Genomic DNA, 15875 nt, shown 5'->3' on the forward strand with positions numbered 1-15875 from the left:
TGTCTAACCATTAATTACAGTTAAGTAAGTGGCTGGTATTAGTCGTTTTTCTGATGAGATGAATACAGCTCTTTAAGATATTCATCCTTTTCTTGCCACACTACATTTAACCAGCGATGAAACGCGCGCTTAAAGGTTTTATCATTAAAGTAATCACCATTTAAGTTTTCATCAATCTCATGAACTTTAATGTTCACGACTACTTTGGTTAAGCGCCCTTTTAGTAAGTCACTAAATGGGTCTTCGCGGTTTTCTGGGTAGGCTAAAGTTACATCAACGACACCGTCAAGCAATTCGCTCATCGCATCTAGCGTAAATGCAACACCACCCGTTTTAGGCTTTAACAAGTGCTGATAAGGGGTTTTAGCGGTCGCCATTTTATCTAAACTGGCACGGGTTCCTTCAGCAAAACTGATCATTGTGGTTGGAACGCGTCTAAATTTCTCACAAGCTTTTTTAATGGCATCAAAATCATCATTTCGACGCTCTGGATGACGAACTAAATATTCATGGGAATGACGGCGCATAAACGGCATATCTAGTCCCCAGCACGACAAGCCAACAAACGGGACATACAACAGACTGCGCTTAAGCAAAAACTTACCCATCGGAATTTTGTCTTTCATTACCGAAGATAAAATAACAATGTCAGCCCAGCTTAAATGATTGGAAATCAATAAATACCACTGCTGAGTAGAAAGTCCTTCACCACCCTCTATCTGCCAGTCGATATTATTATTCACATTAAGCAACCACAAATTGAATGTTGCCCACAGCCACATTTGTTTATTTGCCAGTTTACTCATGGCAACTTTGACCCCTGAGAATGGCAATATGAATTTGATGATGGCCAAAATACTGACTACAAATGATGTCAAGGCTGTGTTTAACATGACCAGAAAGACATTCGTGATCATCTGTATGTTTTTAAGCATCTACTGGGTCCCTAGCTTGTGAAGACGTAATCATATATCAGAATCGTAAGTAGATTAATCTCAAAAATGCATTTTCTGTATCGAAAATAACGTATATGCACAGATAACGAACAAACTAACCCTCAAGTCTATCTATAAGGACATATATGGCATAAAGCACTATTGGTGACAGAGAGTATATCCATAGCAACCTGCCCCCTCTTTTAATGCTTTTTTACTACTTTTTACTTACTGCATGTCTGTTTTTGGTCATCTCAACGAATGCTTGAATATGCTCACACTCTTTATCTGTCACTCTTACACAGGCATAAAGGTGTCGACGTATTCCCTTACCTAATGAACGTGTTGTGATCAGCTCTTGATTTTCAAAGGTGCGTACTGCCCACTCAGGAAGAGCCGCCACGCCAAAACCACCCGAGACCATCTGCAATAATGTCGAAGTATTATCGACTTTTTTCCATTTCAGAGGCTCACAGTGGTTGGGTTTTAAAAATAAATTATAAACATCCATGCGCCGCTTATCGACAGGATAAGTCAAGAGTACCGTGGAAGATAAGTCGTTGGCATCAATATGATTTTGTATAGCAAGAGGGTGATCGATACTCATGACTAATTTAAGCTCGTAGCTAAATAACGGCAAAAAGTGTAAGTCACCTCGAGATTCCACATCCGAAGTAATCATCACATCAATTTCACCTGCAAGTAAACGCTCTAAGGGGTGTTGGTGAAAACCCGCTTCAAGATCGACATCCAGAGAAGAAAACGATGCTTGAAACTGTTTAATGGTTGGCAATAACCATTGGAAACAACTATGACAATCAATGGCTAATGTAAAGCGGGAATTAATTTCTGGCTGAGTAAGCTCTTTCTCTGTCGCTGCTATTTGTGGTAGTACGCTATTGGCAAGAGTAATCACCGACTGGCCTTGTGAGGTAAATCGGATTGGCTTAGTTTTTCGATAAAATAACTGCGCACCAATGCGAACTTCTAACTCTTTAAGTTGATGAGAGATAGCAGATTGAGTGATATGTAGGTTCTTTGCACACGCGGCTATAGAGCCAAATTTAGCTAGCCCCTGCATTGTCCTTAAATGTTTTAACTCTAACATCTTGCATCCTTGTTATCTCAACACCGATAACATACCTTTCTCACCTACACATGTAAACGTCTAGATGGCTAAAGTTAGATTTCATAGAAGCTAGATATAGACATAAATTGAACAGGGCTTAACATTTGCATCATGTTAAGCCTTAACATTTATGTCCATCATATTAAATTAATGAGACATTGTTGAATAAACAACAATGGCGCACCAAGCAGAAAAAATGCCATAAAATACTAAAAACTTAGGGATAGTTTTTGCTCTTTCCTGAGCTTGCTTATTACGCTCATCAACACGGTTTACCTTTAAAATCTCTGATAATTGCATACGACTTTTCCTTATCAACAGCAGATTCAAATCAGTATAAATAGAGTACACCACTATGAAACAATGCACATCAAATACCCATTATATTCATGTGAGCATGCTCTAAATTATCGTTATGTATTGGTCGTTATCTCATAAGATGAACAACCCACTAACAACAAACCCCATTTTATTATTAATACTCTAAATTAAATATCCATATCAAAGCCAACGATAACAATATGTTAAGTAACACCCCATAAACCTTGAGCATTAAATCACTACAGATCGTACATTTTTCATACTACGCACCGCAGATCACACTATAATATTACTTGTGTAGGGATAAAAATTAGCAAAAAGACACTGCTATTTAATGATGTAGTGTTCTGTTTTGTATAACACCACAATTTGGTTATCACGCTGTACCGAGGTGCTGGTCTTTATTCATTTTGTGGACTCACATGGAGGATGGCTGTGTTTCATTTTCGAAGAGAGAAAAGGCGATCTAAACAAATCGGCGCTGCATTAATAGAGTTCGCTATTGTGGCAACGCTGCTGTTTGCTTTGCTATTTACTATTGTTGATTTTGCATTGTACGGTTATGTCAAATTAACCATGCAGCACGCCGTTCGCGAAGGTGCCCGTTATGCCATTACTGGCCGAAATGATTTAGACCCTGATGAAGATGAAGACGGTAGCCAAGAACGTGCAAAAGCTATTTTACAAAAGATCAATTTAACGTCAAACGGACTCCTCTCTAAAGTAGCTATTACCGATGGAATCAAAGTCAGCTCAAATGGTAATTATATTACTGATGGTACATTCGGCACATCAGGAGAAGCCATCGTACTTGAAATAGCTTGTGAGTGGCCTACGGTCAGCCCAATTATTTATCCTCTATTAACCGAAGGTAAATACAAGTTCACCGTAAAAACTGCCATGAAAAACGAAGCATTTTGATAAAGGAACTATCAATGAACACTCCAGTTTCTTACCCACAGCACTCTTCTTCAGCTCCCTCTCATTTCGCACCCTCTTATTCAAGAGTTAAAGGTCTTGCCTCTGTTGAGATGACCTTTATCGTGCCGATTTTACTGCTTATTATGATGGGTATTTTCGAGCTTACCCAAGTTATTCAAGCCAACAATATTATTATTAGTATCAGTCGTGAGGGCGCCAACTTAATCTCTCGCAACAGCTCGCAAACCCCTGAACAAGTAATGGATACCATTGCCTCTACCTCAGACCCTCTCAATCTAGATCAAGACGGAATCATCTACATTAACCTCGTCGTTGGCCGAGAAGACGATAGTGGTAACCCTATTGATCCGGTATTAAATCAACAATATCGGTGGGGAGACTTTGGCTACTCAGCACAAAGCTCAACTTGGGATGAATGCACACAATGGGGAGGCTCAGATAATGGCACTTGTGACATAGGTGATACCGACCCTGTATTAACCAACTTCCCACTGCAGTTAGACAGCGGAGAATCAGTGTATGTCGTCGAGGTCATCTATCGTTATTCGCCCATTTCAACTCTAATATTTGATAGTGATTTTACTATCAAAGAATTGACCTATTTATAAGGAGTCATTATGGATAAGACTCAGCAATCTAAAACAGCAAAGCATCAGCGCGGTCTCGCGGTTTTATTAACCGTTGTCGCCATGCCCTTTTTGTTAATCATGGCTGGATTAGCCATAGATTCAGGTAGAGCCTACAGTATGCAGGCTAAGCTATTTGCCGCCGTCGATGCCGCCGGAATTGCCGCCGCGCGCGCCGTTTCAACTGGAGCGAGCAAGACACTGCGTGAAGCCAATGCTACAGCGGCGGCTCAAAAATACTTTGATGTGAATATTTCGGATGCACTAAAAAAAAGTAATCCCTCTTTATCTACCCCTATATTCACCTACGATGATGACGATAATATATTAATTTCTATCAGCGCTACCGCTGATATGCCAACCACCTTTATTCAACTGCTGGGTTTTGATAATTGGCCCATTGGCGTAGAAGCCGAGACCATTCGCAGACCTGTTGATATCTCCCTTGTTGTTGATAATTCTGGATCGCTTAGTGATGTATTTGATGTAGTGCAAATGCGCTCAAAAGAATTTTTAAGCAACTTTAACCCAGACTTTGATAGAGTTTCCGTCACACAGTACGGTATGGGTGCAGAAGCTGTCGTACCATTTAATACAGCACAGCGAAGCTTCAATAGCGGTGATATTGACGACAAAATAGATGCCATGCAATACGAAACCGATGGGGATAACCATTTTACCAATACTGCAGAAGGCTTTTATCAAGGATATGCTGAGTTTGATACTAATGATCCCATTGCGGCTAATTTAAAAGTGATAGTGGTCTTTACCGATGGTGCGCCTAACACCTTTACTTCTAACTTTATCATCGATAACAACGACTCTTACCTTGCATCCATCTCGACAACAAACTCTGAAGCGCGCGGACTGTGGGATCCCACCGTCATAATGCAACGAATTTCTTACACGCTCAGTAATGGTAAAATCGTTAGAGAAAACGGCAGTAATTCTGACAGCTATATTACTGACGGTGATGGTGATGATATTTACAAATACGTCACTATTTCAGCTAATGACAGCTACCAAGGTTTTTCATTAACAGGTGGGCCTCGCGCCGGAAATGACACTTATACCTACTCTGGTAATAGCTCAAATAAAGGCGATTTTAAAACGCTAATAAGAGAGATTTCTCGAGATCTTCCCGAGAAAATGGCCTATCAAGCCAGAGAGGATGGCATTTATGTGTTCACTCTGGGTTTAGGTGATGCTCTGCAAGATAATATGGGACACGGTACGGGTGAGGATATGCTATATCGTATGGCCAATGATCCCGGCATGCTCAATAGAACAAATACAGCGGATGAGTTTGAAGCGGATCAAAAACAAGGTTTGTATTGCTACGCCGAAGATGAAAAGGACTTAGGGCCTTGCTTTGATAAAATGCTTGATGTCATCATCCGATTAACCTTGTAATCAGGGTGAGATCACGAACGTTATTTGAACAAAATCATGTGCATTATCGGGAAGACAATATAATGTCGCCATAATAAGACTCTGCAATACCGCCGCTATTATCGGTATCGGTCATAATCGCGACCATATCAATGTATCGATAACTTTGCAGATTAGCCTTATTACTTCCCTTATCTCCAAAGTATTGTACAAGATCTTGATACACATTTCGTTTCTCAGCATACCAATGCTGAGTATCCGATTTAGCACTTCTCAATGACATCATTTTAACGTTTGAACCCGCAAACGGGCTATCCCATACCTGCCCTTTCGCCTGTGAGCTAGACCATACATAGCTGATGGATTTGGTATTCCAAAACATCATTCCGCCATCAATGACCACATAAACTCGGGCAATAAAGTCATCACCCTGTTTTTCCTGTTCATCAAGATGAGGCAAGGTTTGTTTAGCAAGCCAAGACCAATTCAAATACGGCGTAGCGTGCAGATCAATACGCTTTTTAAGCATTAAACCGGACGCTGAGTTATGGCTCACCGCGTGAATCGCTGGTCTTCCTTGATACTGGGTGACGTGGTAACGCGTGGCGGTTGTAATATCTTTACTTTGCCAGTGCTTGATACCATTGTCGGCAATGTTAGTTAAATTAATCGACGCACTCTCACCATCAAAGCTGACCAATAGCGCAATCAGTAATAGGCATTTTTCTGTCATACACTTTGGCTTAACCTTGATTATTTGAGCTAACATTGCATCCAACCTCATTCATTGATCCTATTGGCAATCACGGGGCTGCGCTCGTCCATTTTCCACATTTTATAAATGGTCACTATATTGGAGCCTATAAGGACAATTTCCAGTAAAGTACCACCAATGGAACCGACAATAATATTGCTAGCAAGCCAGCAAAACGAACCGAGTAGGAATCCTAATCGCATCGGGATGCCTTTTAAAAGAAAAATGCAATATGTGCCAATAGCGCTACCCATAATCGGTAAAACATCATGCCAACTTTCTATCATCGTACAGCCTATGACGACTGATATTAAGATGAATATATAAGCAATCCATTTTGATGAGCTAAATATAGCCGTCGTCGTTCTCAACGCTGACAGTAATGTACTGACGGCTGACATCACAGAGCCTATTAATAAATAATGAAACAGATGGTTGATGTTAAAAATGACCATAATGATCTTTAGCTTTTTATCGTCTTTTTGATAGAAAGCGGCAATACCAATCGCAAAACTGATAAATCCAACTATTTGCCCCCAAAAATGAAGCTCCATCATTATGTTATGCCCACCCAAAACTGATTTATTCACCTATCATATCTGCAAAATGTACGAAACACCTCTGATTTAGAGTCACCTGTGATTGTTTTTGAACTGCTTATCTAGCGTGGTTTTAAAAAACTAAAAAGGGTTTTTAAAACACTGACTCCTTTTTAGTTTGACGGTATACTTTAGCTAAAGTTGAAATCAATAAAGGACGAGAATGGACAAATCGACACAGCCTGAGGCGGTATCATCAGTACTCAAGGTATTTAACATTCTACAAGCACTTGCCAATCAAAAAGAAATCGGGGTATCTGAGCTTTCGCAGCATTTGATGATGTCAAAAGCAACCACCTATCGATTTTTACAAACGATGAAAACACTGGGTTTTGTCTCTCAAGAGGGAGAAACCGATAAATACGCATTAACTTTAAAATTATTCGAATTGGGTGCAAAAGCGTTAGAACACGTTGATCTAATCGATATTTCCGATAAAGAAATGCAAGAAATCTCTCGTCAAACCAACGAAACCGTCCATCTTGGTGCGCTTGACGAAGGGGCGATTATTTATCTACATAAGATTGATTCTAGCTATAACTTACGCATGCATTCACGCGTAGGCAGACGCAACCCGCTATACAGCACTGCCATTGGTAAAGTATTGCTAGCAGGGAAATCTCATCAAGACGCTATCGATATTCTTAAGCCAGTTGAATTTATTCAACACACTGATAAAACACATCAAAACATTGAGCAATTAATGACAGAAGTGGACACAGTGGCAAGCCAGCATTATGGCGAAGATAACGAAGAACAAGAGCCGGGCTTACGCTGTATTGCCGCGCCAATTTATGACCGATTAGGCCATATTATTGCCTCTGTTTCTGTGTCGTTTCCAACTGTGCGCTTTGATATTAATCGCAAACCTTATTATGTCGCGCTTTTACAAAAAGCAGGCAAACGCATTTCAGAACAGCTAGGTTATCACGACTACCCTGTCACCAATCTCGATGATTAATAGCTAAGTTCGAGGGTCTAGGATTGGTATCAGATACCAATCCTAGCAAGCCACTGCTCAGCCTAGTTCGTCATCTCGGTGCATTTCTTCACAACTTTAACTGCCGCGACTTTAAACTCAGGGATCTTAGAGTGTGGATCTTTAGCGGTATTTGTTAAACGGTTAACTGGCGATTCAGCAAAATGGAACGGAATAAACACCACCCCTTTTTGAATGCGCTTAGTGACAAACGCAGCAATCTCTATCTCCCCTCGGCGAGTTGATACTGTCAGCATATCGCTATTTCCAATACCCAACTCTTCCGCATCCGCAACACTGATCATTGCTCTAGGACCGGCTAAGTTGTCCAGCCCCTTCGTTTTTCGCGTCATGGTACCCGTATGGAACTGCTGCAAGATACGGCCAGTGGTGAGAATAAGTGGGTACTCTTCATCAGGCAACTCTGCGGCATATCTAAATGGAATTGCCTCCATCTGCCCTCGCCCGCGAGTAAACTGCTCCTTGTGCATAATGCGCGTGCCTTGAGGATTATTTTTATTACTCGGCCAGTGCTTGCCACTAGCTGGAATCGCATCCCAACCAAGGCCAGCATATTGCGGAGTGACCCGCGTGATTTCGTAAGTAATATCACTCACATCTTGATAGCGCCAACCGCCCCCCATAGCATTCGCAATATCTTGAATGATCACCCAATCTTCTCGCGCCTCACCGGGCGGATTGACCACAGGATTTAATCTTTGAACGCGACGTTCTGTATTGGTGAAATGACCTGATTTCTCAGCAAAGGAGCAAGAAGGAAGTACCACGTCTGCGTATTCAGCGGTTTCGGTTAAGAAAATATCCTGAACCACCAGAAAATCCAGAGCTTCTAGCCCTTCTAATACGTGCCTTTGATCCGGATCGCTTAGCACAGGGTTTTCCCCCATAATATAAAGCCCTCGCACCTCTCGCTTACACGCCGCATCAATAATTTCGGTGAGCGTTAACCCAGCTTCTGTCGGTAAATTTGGCGCATCCCATTCAATAGCAAATTTTTGATGAATCAACGGATTGTAGACTTTTTGATAACCGGGATAATTATTGGGTAATGCCCCCATATCACAAGCGCCCTGCACATTGGATTGACCTCGCAGTGGGTTAATCCCGCCACCTTCAATGCCAATATTTCCGCAAAGCAATTGTAAGTTAGCAATAGAGCGAACATTCTCATGCCCAGTAGTATGCTGAGTAATGCCCATTGCGTAATAAACCGCGGTGCGCTTGGCAGTACCTATGATGCGCGCCATCGCGTACACATCTTCTGCTTTGATACCTGTAACCAACTCCACTTTATCCAGCGCATAGTTAGGTGACATGACCTCTTGTAGCAAGGTATCGAAGCCATCGACACGCTCCTCAATGTATTCCATGTCATACCAACCATTTTTAATGATTTGTTGCATAACACCATTTAGCAGCATCACATCGGTACCCGGTCTTTGCGCCAGATACAGTTCGGCATGATCGGCAAGTTCGATACGTTTCGGGTCAGCAACAATTAATCTTGCGCCGTGATGACGGATTGCTTGCTTAATATGTGAGGCAATAATCGGGTGCGCTGCGGTAGTATCCGAGCCAATCACAAACACCACATCAGAGTGCTTAATGCTTGGAATATCATTGGTCATCGCGCCGCTACCAAGAGAGGCTTCAAGACCTGTCACCGTTGAGGCGTGACAAAGACGCGCGCAGTGATCGACATTATTAGTGCCTAGCTCACGACGCACAAATTTTTGGAAAGCGTAGTTATCTTCGTTGGTCGTTTTAGCCGATGAAAACCCTGCCAGTGCATTGCCACCAAAGGATTGTTTGATGCTGCTAAATTTACTTGCCACCAGCTCAATCGCTTCTTCCCAAGAGGCTGGCTGTAACCAACCGTCTTTACGAATCAGCGGAGTGGTTAAGCGCGCATCGCTCCCGACAAAATCAAATCCAAAACGTCCCTTCACACAAAGCATGCCTTCATTTACTGGCGAGTCACCACCTTTCACATAGCGAATTTCATTGGCCTGTTCGTCCACGTGCATGCTGACTTTACACCCCACACCGCAATAGGTGCAGATTGTATCCACCACTTTAAGTTGTTCGATTCGCCCTTGCGCTTTATCACGGCCGTCCATCATTGCGCCGGTTGGGCACACCTGAATACAAGCTCCGCATTGAACACATGCCGAATCCCCCATCAAGGTCTGATTTTGACCAAAATTAGGACGACATTCAGGGCGAGCTGCGGGACGACCATCTTTATTGGTCATAAAACTGAGTACGCCATGTACTGACTGTTCGCGACATGCTTGCACGCACTGACCACAACTAATGCAGCGGTTGGCATCAAAGATAATGAACTCGGAACTGTCATCTACGGCAAATTTTTGACGAGAATCATTAGCGCGCATAACTTGCCAATCATCATCAGACTTAATATCGACAATACCGCTAAATGACTGTTTTGCATTATATTGCGTAGAATAGTCTCGCAAGTCGCAGTCGGTATTGGCTTGACAGCCACACTCCAAACAACGGGCGGCCTCCGCCATAGCTTGCGCATTATCAAAACCTAATTCAACTTCAGAAAAGCTTTGTTCACGCTGGCTACTGGTTAGCTCAGGCATGATTGAACGAGCCACTTTTTGGATATTTTGAAAGTGCACAGGATCAACCTGCTTTAGGTTTTTACCTTTACGAGAGTTAAACGGGACAACAGGGATATCTTGCATATCACCATCAAAAAAACGGTCAATAGCTTGCGCCACAATACGCCCATCGGCCACCGCTTCTATCGCCGTTGCTGGGCCGCGGCGAAAATCACCAATACTAAAAATATTTCCCGTCCCTGTATGCATGGTATCGGGGTTAACATCGGCTGTATTCCAGCGAGTCAACGGGATCTCAAGTGACTCATCATCCATAAAGCTCAAATCTGGCTTTTGCGATACTGCGGCGATCACCGTATCAAAATCTTCGGTAAAAAACTCACCCGTCGCTTTAGGGCTGCGACGACCTGAAGCATCAGCTAGGCCCAATGCCATTTTTTCTAAACGAATCGCATTAACTCGCCCATCGGCGCCTGCAATATTTTGTGCAGGATTAGTCAGAAAATGAAACTTCACACCTTCATGTTCTGCTTCTTCAATTTCATAATCTTCAGCTGGCATTTCAGCGCGAGTACGGCGATAAATCAAAGTGGTATCAGCGCCATCACGCACCGCCGTTCGTGCGCAATCAATGGCGGTATTGCCACCACCAATCACCGCAACTTTTTTACCCGTTAAGTAGTTCTTATCTGTTACGTAATCTTTTAAGTAATCAACGCCCAAATAACAACCCTCAAGATCGCTACCTGTGTAGTTCATTTCTACGGCCTTGGACGCGCCAACAGCAAGGCATACCGCATCATAATCTTGGCTTAGGGAGGAGAGCGTAAAATCTTGACCCAATTTTTTACCGCATTCGACCGACATGCCATTGCGACACATCAGCTCAATTTCTTTATCTAGGATATCTTTAGGCAAGCGATATTCAGGAATACCGTAACGAAGCCAGCCACCGGCATGGGGCATGGATTCAAATACAGTCACCTCAAAGCCTTCATTAGACAGATAGTAGCCGGCGGTTAATCCACCCGGTCCACCGCCCACAATAGCGATACGTTTATTCTTCGGTTCTTTTTTAGGGGCGATATAGGCTTGTTGCGCCTCAAGATCGGCATCGGCGGCATGACGCTTCAACTGACGAATAGCGATGGAGTCATCCACTAGCCCGCGGCGACATTCTGTTTCACAAAATGCAGGGCAAACTCGGCCAATAGATAGAGGCATAGGTAGGGTGCGTTTAATCACTTCAATGGCTTTTTGATGATCATTTTGTGCGATGTGATAAAGATAAGATTGAATATCAACCCCAGCAGGACACGCCGTTTTACATGGCGCTTCACAATCTGCGTAGTGATCGGTCATGATTCTATCTAACGCTTTTCGGCGATGCTCACTAAGGTCAACAGACTGGGTATTCACGTTCAGACCACTGTAAACCTCAAGCTCACAGGAGCGCTGTATAGCGCTGTGCTCTATTCCCATGCTTTCTATTTCCGGGCTTTCTCTTTCCGCACCGTCTATTGCTGTGTTTTTTACTTCAACAACACACAAATCACAAGGCACTTTCTCGCCACTTTTGTTAGCGCCGCAAAGTGATGGGATCTCGACACCACACACCTTTGCAGCTTCAAGTAGTGTCATTCCTTCTTCGACTACTCGATACTTTCCATCAATGACAATCTGCACCATACCCAACTCCTAGTACTCAGTCCGTTTTACGGATTTTTATTATTAAAATAGGAATAACCACTCATACTGTGTGGCTATACATTAATCTTACTATGAAACTAACGGTATTGGCTAATTGTCATACAAATAATGTAACTGGTTGGAGGATCAAAAAAGGCTAGCAAATGCTAGCCTTTTGTTTTTACTGCCTATTATGCAAGTTTTGCTCGTAGACGTTGGGTGGCTTCAACTAAGTTGTGTAGTGAGGCTTCTGTTTCTTCCCAGTGACGGGTTTTCAATCCACAGTCTGGGTTGACCCACAAACGCTCAACGGGAATACGAGTCGCCGCTTTTTCAATTAGCTGCTCAATCCACTCGACAGAGGGTACGTTAGGTGAATGAATGTCATACACGCCAGGACCAATTTCGTTTGGATAGTTAAACTCTTCAAATGCATTAAGGAGTTCCATGTTAGAGCGCGACGTTTCAATCGTAATGACGTCTGCATCAAGCTCCGCGACCGAATCAATAATTTCGTTAAATTCGCTGTAACACATATGAGTATGAATTTGCGTTTCAGGCGCTGCGCTTGCCGCCGACACTTTAAACGCATTCACCGCCCACTCAAGATAATGAGCATGGTCTTTTGTCTTAAGCGGCAGACCTTCACGTATTGCAGGCTCATCAATTTGAATAATATTGATGCCCGCCGATTGCAGATCCGCAACCTCATCTTGCAGAGCAAACGCCAACTGATTAGTAATGGTTTCGCGAGAAACATCTTCACGAGGGAACGTCCAGCACAAGATAGTCACAGGACCGGTCAACATGCCTTTCATTGGTTTGTCTGTTAATGATTGTGCGTAGCAAGTCCAATCTACGGTCATTGGCTGCTCTCTTTCGATATCTGCAACCACAATAGCAGGCTTAACACAGCGTGAACCGTAGCTTTGTACCCAACCAAATTGAGTGGTTTGAAAGCCTGATAGATTCTCCGCAAAATACTCAACCATATCGTTACGTTCAGCTTCACCGTGCACCAACACATCAAGGCCAATCGCTTCTTGTCGCTCAACCGTATCCTTGATAAACCCTTGAATGGTTTCTACATATTGTTGCTGGTTGATCTCTTGGCGCTTAAATGCGGCGCGAGTTTTTCGTACGTCACTGGTTTGCGGAAACGACCCAATGGTAGTCGTTGGCAACAAAGGCAGTTTTAGTACTTCTTTTTGATGATGAGCACGTTCAGGATAAGCCGCGCTGCGCAGTGCATCTTTCGCTGTTAGATTGGCAATTCGTTTTTGTACCGCCGCTTTATTAACCGATGTAGATTGCTGGCGAGCAATAATCGGTTGGCTGTATTGCTGACAAAAATCAATCGCTTCAGCATCACCATCTAGGGCTTTAGATAGCCAGTTTACTTCGGCTACTTTTTGCTTAGCAAAGGCAAACCACTGTTTCGTTTCTTGTGCTAGTTTTGTCTCTTGCTCCAAATCAACTGGGCTATGCAGCAGCGAACAAGAGGTGGCAACCCATAATCGCTCACCCAACTTTTGTTTCGCTTCTTTTAACAACTCGAGTTTTTCTACAAGATTGGCTCGCCATACATTTCGGCCATTAATGGCACCGGCAGAAAGTACCCAATGGTTGGGTAGCGCATCAACAACAGCCGATAGTTGCTCAGGTGAAGCAGCTAAATCGACGTGCAAGCCATCAACATCAAGCTCGGTAATGGTTGGTAAAACATCTGCAATTGAATCAAAGTAAGTGGTCAGTAGCAGTTTTACATCGCTTTTTATTGCTTGATAAGCAGGTTTGAAGCTCTCTAGCCATTTGCTTTCAAGCTCTAAGCTGAGAATAGGCTCATCAATTTGCACCCACTCCACATTAAGCTGTTGTAATTTGGCGAAAATAGCTTGATATGCGGTGAGAAGTTTAGGCAATAGTGTCAGCCTATCAAAGCTCTCTTCTACTTCTTTACCAAGATATAAATAACTAATTGGACCGAGTAACACAGGCTTAACCTTGTGACCTAACTTTTGAGCTTGCTCGATTTCATCAAACAGCTGTGTCCAAGTCACTTCAAATGTATCGGCAGATGAAAATTCAGGAACAATATAGTGATAGTTAGTGTTAAACCATTTAGTCATATCTGAAGCGGCTTGACCTGAGCAGTCACAGCTAGAATGAGATTGACCACGACCGATACGAAATAGAGTATCAATATCGGTAGTGCCATTTTGATGACGCTTTGGCACATGACCTAGCAGCAAGCTAGTACCTAGCACGTGATCGTACCATGCAAAATCACCGGCAGTAGCAAACGAAAGTTGATTGTCTTGCTGCAGTTGCCAGTTGTTGCTACGAATCTCTGAAGCGACCTCACGTAGCGCACTCACGTCCGTCTTGCCGTTCCAATATTGTTCTAGTGCAAATTTTAATTCACGTTTTGCGCCAACTCGTGGATACCCAAGAATATGTGTTGTTGTCATGATGCTATTCCCTATTAAGATGTCTGGACGTCTAAAATATCTCTTAATCCAAGTAGGGATACAACATCGAATGATTCATATGGATGATGAATAAATTTCAATATAATTAATCACGCTAGTTACGTAGATTAATACGCATAAAAAACGCACAGCTCATCAATGGCTGTGCGTTATCATTTAAACTATTCGCTTAAATATTTATGTTTTTCAGTGCTTTATCATTACAGAAGATGAGTCACATCAACCCAGCGATCATTTTTACGAATAAGATCAATGATTAACTGATAACGACATCCATCTTCAAATGTTTGATAAGGTTCTACCTTAATTCCGCTAACATCTTTCACTAACTGTGTTGCTAAGTGAGTCCAACTACGTTGGGTTTCACACTCTATATTAGGCAGCTCGGCGGTGATCTGCTGTGGCAATGCTTGCTCTTGCCATTGACCCTCTTTCCACAAATACAAAGGTCCACTGCCATAGTGCCCCTTGATGTAAATAGAGCCTTTAGTGCCATGAAAAACAATATGATCGTCATCAAAACGAGGCGTTAGGCCGCCATGTTTAAATAGCACTGAGACTGGATTGGCGGCTGGAATACGGCTTTTAATTTGCGCCAGTACCGTATAAGACCACTCAACATCACAATCACGCCACTGTAAGTTTGGATCGTCAATATCTTTAGGAATGAAGTTGCGACGCTCGGTAAAATTATGCACCCCTTCCACAACTGGCGCTTTTGGCATGTCATTGCGCACTTCACCACTAATGGACAAAATATCCTCGCCTACAACTGAGGTCACAATCGACAATAGGTGAGTAAAGTTATTGTTGAGTCGTCCCCCACCAGCTTCTGCTTTATGTGACCAACCAAAAGGAATGTTACGGTCTAAATTAAAGTGAGAAATACACTCAACTTCTGTTGGCTCACCGATGAGGCCTTCCGCGACCAATTGTTTGGCATGCATAATTTCTGGCATATAACGAAAGCTCGAAGCAAACGCGGTTTTAACGCCTTTTTCTTTGGCCAAGAGATAGATTTCAAGCGCCGTTTCGCCACTTTCCGTTAAAGGTTTATCGCAAAAGACATGACAGCCAAAGCCAATGGCTTGTTTAATCGCCTCAACATGAGCGCCGCCTGGTGTGGCGATAGAAACGATACCGGGTTTACAATCCTCTAAAGCCTGCACCCAGTTCGTGCCAGAGTAAGGAATGGCGAGATCTTGCGCGACTTGCGTGACCACATGTTCAGTACGCCCCACAATACCGACCACTTGAGCTCCGGCATCTGTAAATGCTTTTGCATGTCCTTGACCTGCAAATCCGGTACCGAAAACTAATACTTTTTGATTCATTTTTTCTCCCGTCATTTCTTCCTCACCTACATCGCACTATTTAAGCTTTGACAAGGCCACATATAAAT

General features: G+C 42.9%; 12 protein-coding genes. 4 read left to right on the top strand and 8 right to left on the bottom strand.

The window, feature by feature from the left end; all coding sequences use genetic code 11:
• Window positions 1–38 precede the first annotated feature (38 nt).
• The 3 genes from A9260_RS08010 to A9260_RS17025 form a co-directional block, all read right to left on the bottom strand.
• Window positions 39–935, bottom strand: a complete 897-nt coding sequence (locus tag A9260_RS08010; protein WP_068697847.1) for an acyltransferase — start codon at window positions 933–935, stop codon at window positions 39–41.
• 217 nt (window positions 936–1152) lie between these two features.
• A complete protein-coding gene (locus A9260_RS08015; protein WP_068697849.1) occupies window positions 1153–2043 on the bottom strand; it encodes a LysR substrate-binding domain-containing protein in 891 nt (296 codons plus the stop codon).
• A 168-nt stretch (window positions 2044–2211) separates the two neighbouring features.
• On the bottom strand, window positions 2212–2364 hold the full coding sequence (locus A9260_RS17025) for a hypothetical protein (RefSeq protein WP_197485227.1): 153 nt from the start codon (window positions 2362–2364) through the stop codon (window positions 2212–2214).
• 456 nt (window positions 2365–2820) lie between these two features.
• Between A9260_RS17025 and A9260_RS08020 the strand changes: the two genes are divergently transcribed.
• The 3 genes from A9260_RS08020 to A9260_RS08030 are packed head-to-tail and all read left to right on the top strand — an operon-like array spanning window position 2821 to window position 5366.
• On the top strand, window positions 2821–3306 hold the full coding sequence (locus tag A9260_RS08020) for a TadE/TadG family type IV pilus assembly protein (protein WP_231892549.1): 486 nt from the start codon (window positions 2821–2823) through the stop codon (window positions 3304–3306).
• A 14-nt stretch (window positions 3307–3320) separates the two neighbouring features.
• Window positions 3321–3935 (top strand): TadE/TadG family type IV pilus assembly protein, encoded by a 615-nt coding sequence (locus tag A9260_RS08025; protein ID WP_082957020.1) that lies wholly within the window; start codon window positions 3321–3323, stop codon window positions 3933–3935.
• A gap of 9 nt (window positions 3936–3944) precedes the next feature.
• On the top strand, window positions 3945–5366 hold the full coding sequence (locus tag A9260_RS08030; protein ID WP_068697853.1) for a TadE/TadG family type IV pilus assembly protein: 1422 nt from the start codon (window positions 3945–3947) through the stop codon (window positions 5364–5366).
• A 43-nt stretch (window positions 5367–5409) separates the two neighbouring features.
• Here the strand turns inward: A9260_RS08030 and A9260_RS08035 are convergent, their stop codons facing one another.
• Window positions 5410–6114 carry a DUF3047 domain-containing protein gene (locus tag A9260_RS08035; RefSeq protein ID WP_231892550.1) on the bottom strand — a complete coding sequence of 235 codons (705 nt, stop codon included), beginning with the start codon at window positions 6112–6114 and terminating at the stop codon, window positions 5410–5412.
• 11 nt (window positions 6115–6125) lie between these two features.
• Window positions 6126–6656 carry a YgjV family protein gene (locus A9260_RS08040; RefSeq protein ID WP_068697855.1) on the bottom strand — a complete coding sequence of 177 codons (531 nt, stop codon included), beginning with the start codon at window positions 6654–6656 and terminating at the stop codon, window positions 6126–6128.
• A 205-nt stretch (window positions 6657–6861) separates the two neighbouring features.
• Here A9260_RS08040 and kdgR point away from each other — a divergent pair, with 205 nt between their 5' ends.
• Window positions 6862–7659 carry a DNA-binding transcriptional regulator KdgR gene (gene kdgR / locus A9260_RS08045; RefSeq protein ID WP_068697857.1) on the top strand — a complete coding sequence of 266 codons (798 nt, stop codon included), beginning with the start codon at window positions 6862–6864 and terminating at the stop codon, window positions 7657–7659.
• Between the two features lie 62 nt (window positions 7660–7721).
• On the opposite strand, the gene fdhF is transcribed toward kdgR, so the two are convergent.
• From fdhF to A9260_RS08060, 3 genes are all read right to left on the bottom strand, one after another.
• Window positions 7722–11981 carry a formate dehydrogenase subunit alpha gene (gene fdhF, locus A9260_RS08050; protein WP_068697859.1) on the bottom strand — a complete coding sequence of 1420 codons (4260 nt, stop codon included), beginning with the start codon at window positions 11979–11981 and terminating at the stop codon, window positions 7722–7724.
• Window positions 11982–12172: 191 nt separating this feature from the next.
• Window positions 12173–14455: a 5-methyltetrahydropteroyltriglutamate--homocysteine S-methyltransferase gene (metE, locus tag A9260_RS08055; protein WP_197485234.1), complete on the bottom strand. Its 2283-nt coding sequence runs from the start codon at window positions 14453–14455 to the stop codon at window positions 12173–12175.
• A gap of 218 nt (window positions 14456–14673) precedes the next feature.
• A complete protein-coding gene (locus A9260_RS08060; protein WP_068697948.1) occupies window positions 14674–15807 on the bottom strand; it encodes a Gfo/Idh/MocA family protein in 1134 nt (377 codons plus the stop codon).
• Window positions 15808–15875 lie beyond the last annotated feature (68 nt).

It is taken from the genome of Vibrio sp. UCD-FRSSP16_30 (assembly GCF_001676025.1).
Lineage (GTDB): Bacteria > Pseudomonadota > Gammaproteobacteria > Enterobacterales > Vibrionaceae > Vibrio.

Bases quoted from the DNA above. Each gene is read 5' to 3' on its own strand.
- A9260_RS08060 (WP_068697948.1), bottom strand. From the start codon at position 15,807: ATGAATCAAAAAGTATTAGTTTTCGGTACCGGATTTGCAGGTCAAGGA.
- fdhF (WP_068697859.1), bottom strand. From the start codon at position 11,981: ATGGTGCAGATTGTCATTGATGGAAAGTATCGAGTAGTCGAAGAAGGA.
- A9260_RS08015 (WP_068697849.1), bottom strand. From the start codon at position 2,043: ATGTTAGAGTTAAAACATTTAAGGACAATGCAGGGGCTAGCTAAATTT.
- A9260_RS17025 (WP_197485227.1), bottom strand. From the start codon at position 2,364: ATGCAATTATCAGAGATTTTAAAGGTAAACCGTGTTGATGAGCGTAAT.
- A9260_RS08035 (WP_231892550.1), bottom strand. From the start codon at position 6,114: ATGTTAGCTCAAATAATCAAGGTTAAGCCAAAGTGTATGACAGAAAAA.
- A9260_RS08030 (WP_068697853.1), top strand. From the start codon at position 3,945: ATGGATAAGACTCAGCAATCTAAAACAGCAAAGCATCAGCGCGGTCTC.
- A9260_RS08040 (WP_068697855.1), bottom strand. From the start codon at position 6,656: ATGATGGAGCTTCATTTTTGGGGGCAAATAGTTGGATTTATCAGTTTT.
- A9260_RS08025 (WP_082957020.1), top strand. From the start codon at position 3,321: ATGAACACTCCAGTTTCTTACCCACAGCACTCTTCTTCAGCTCCCTCT.
- A9260_RS08010 (WP_068697847.1), bottom strand. From the start codon at position 935: ATGCTTAAAAACATACAGATGATCACGAATGTCTTTCTGGTCATGTTA.
- kdgR (WP_068697857.1), top strand. From the start codon at position 6,862: ATGGACAAATCGACACAGCCTGAGGCGGTATCATCAGTACTCAAGGTA.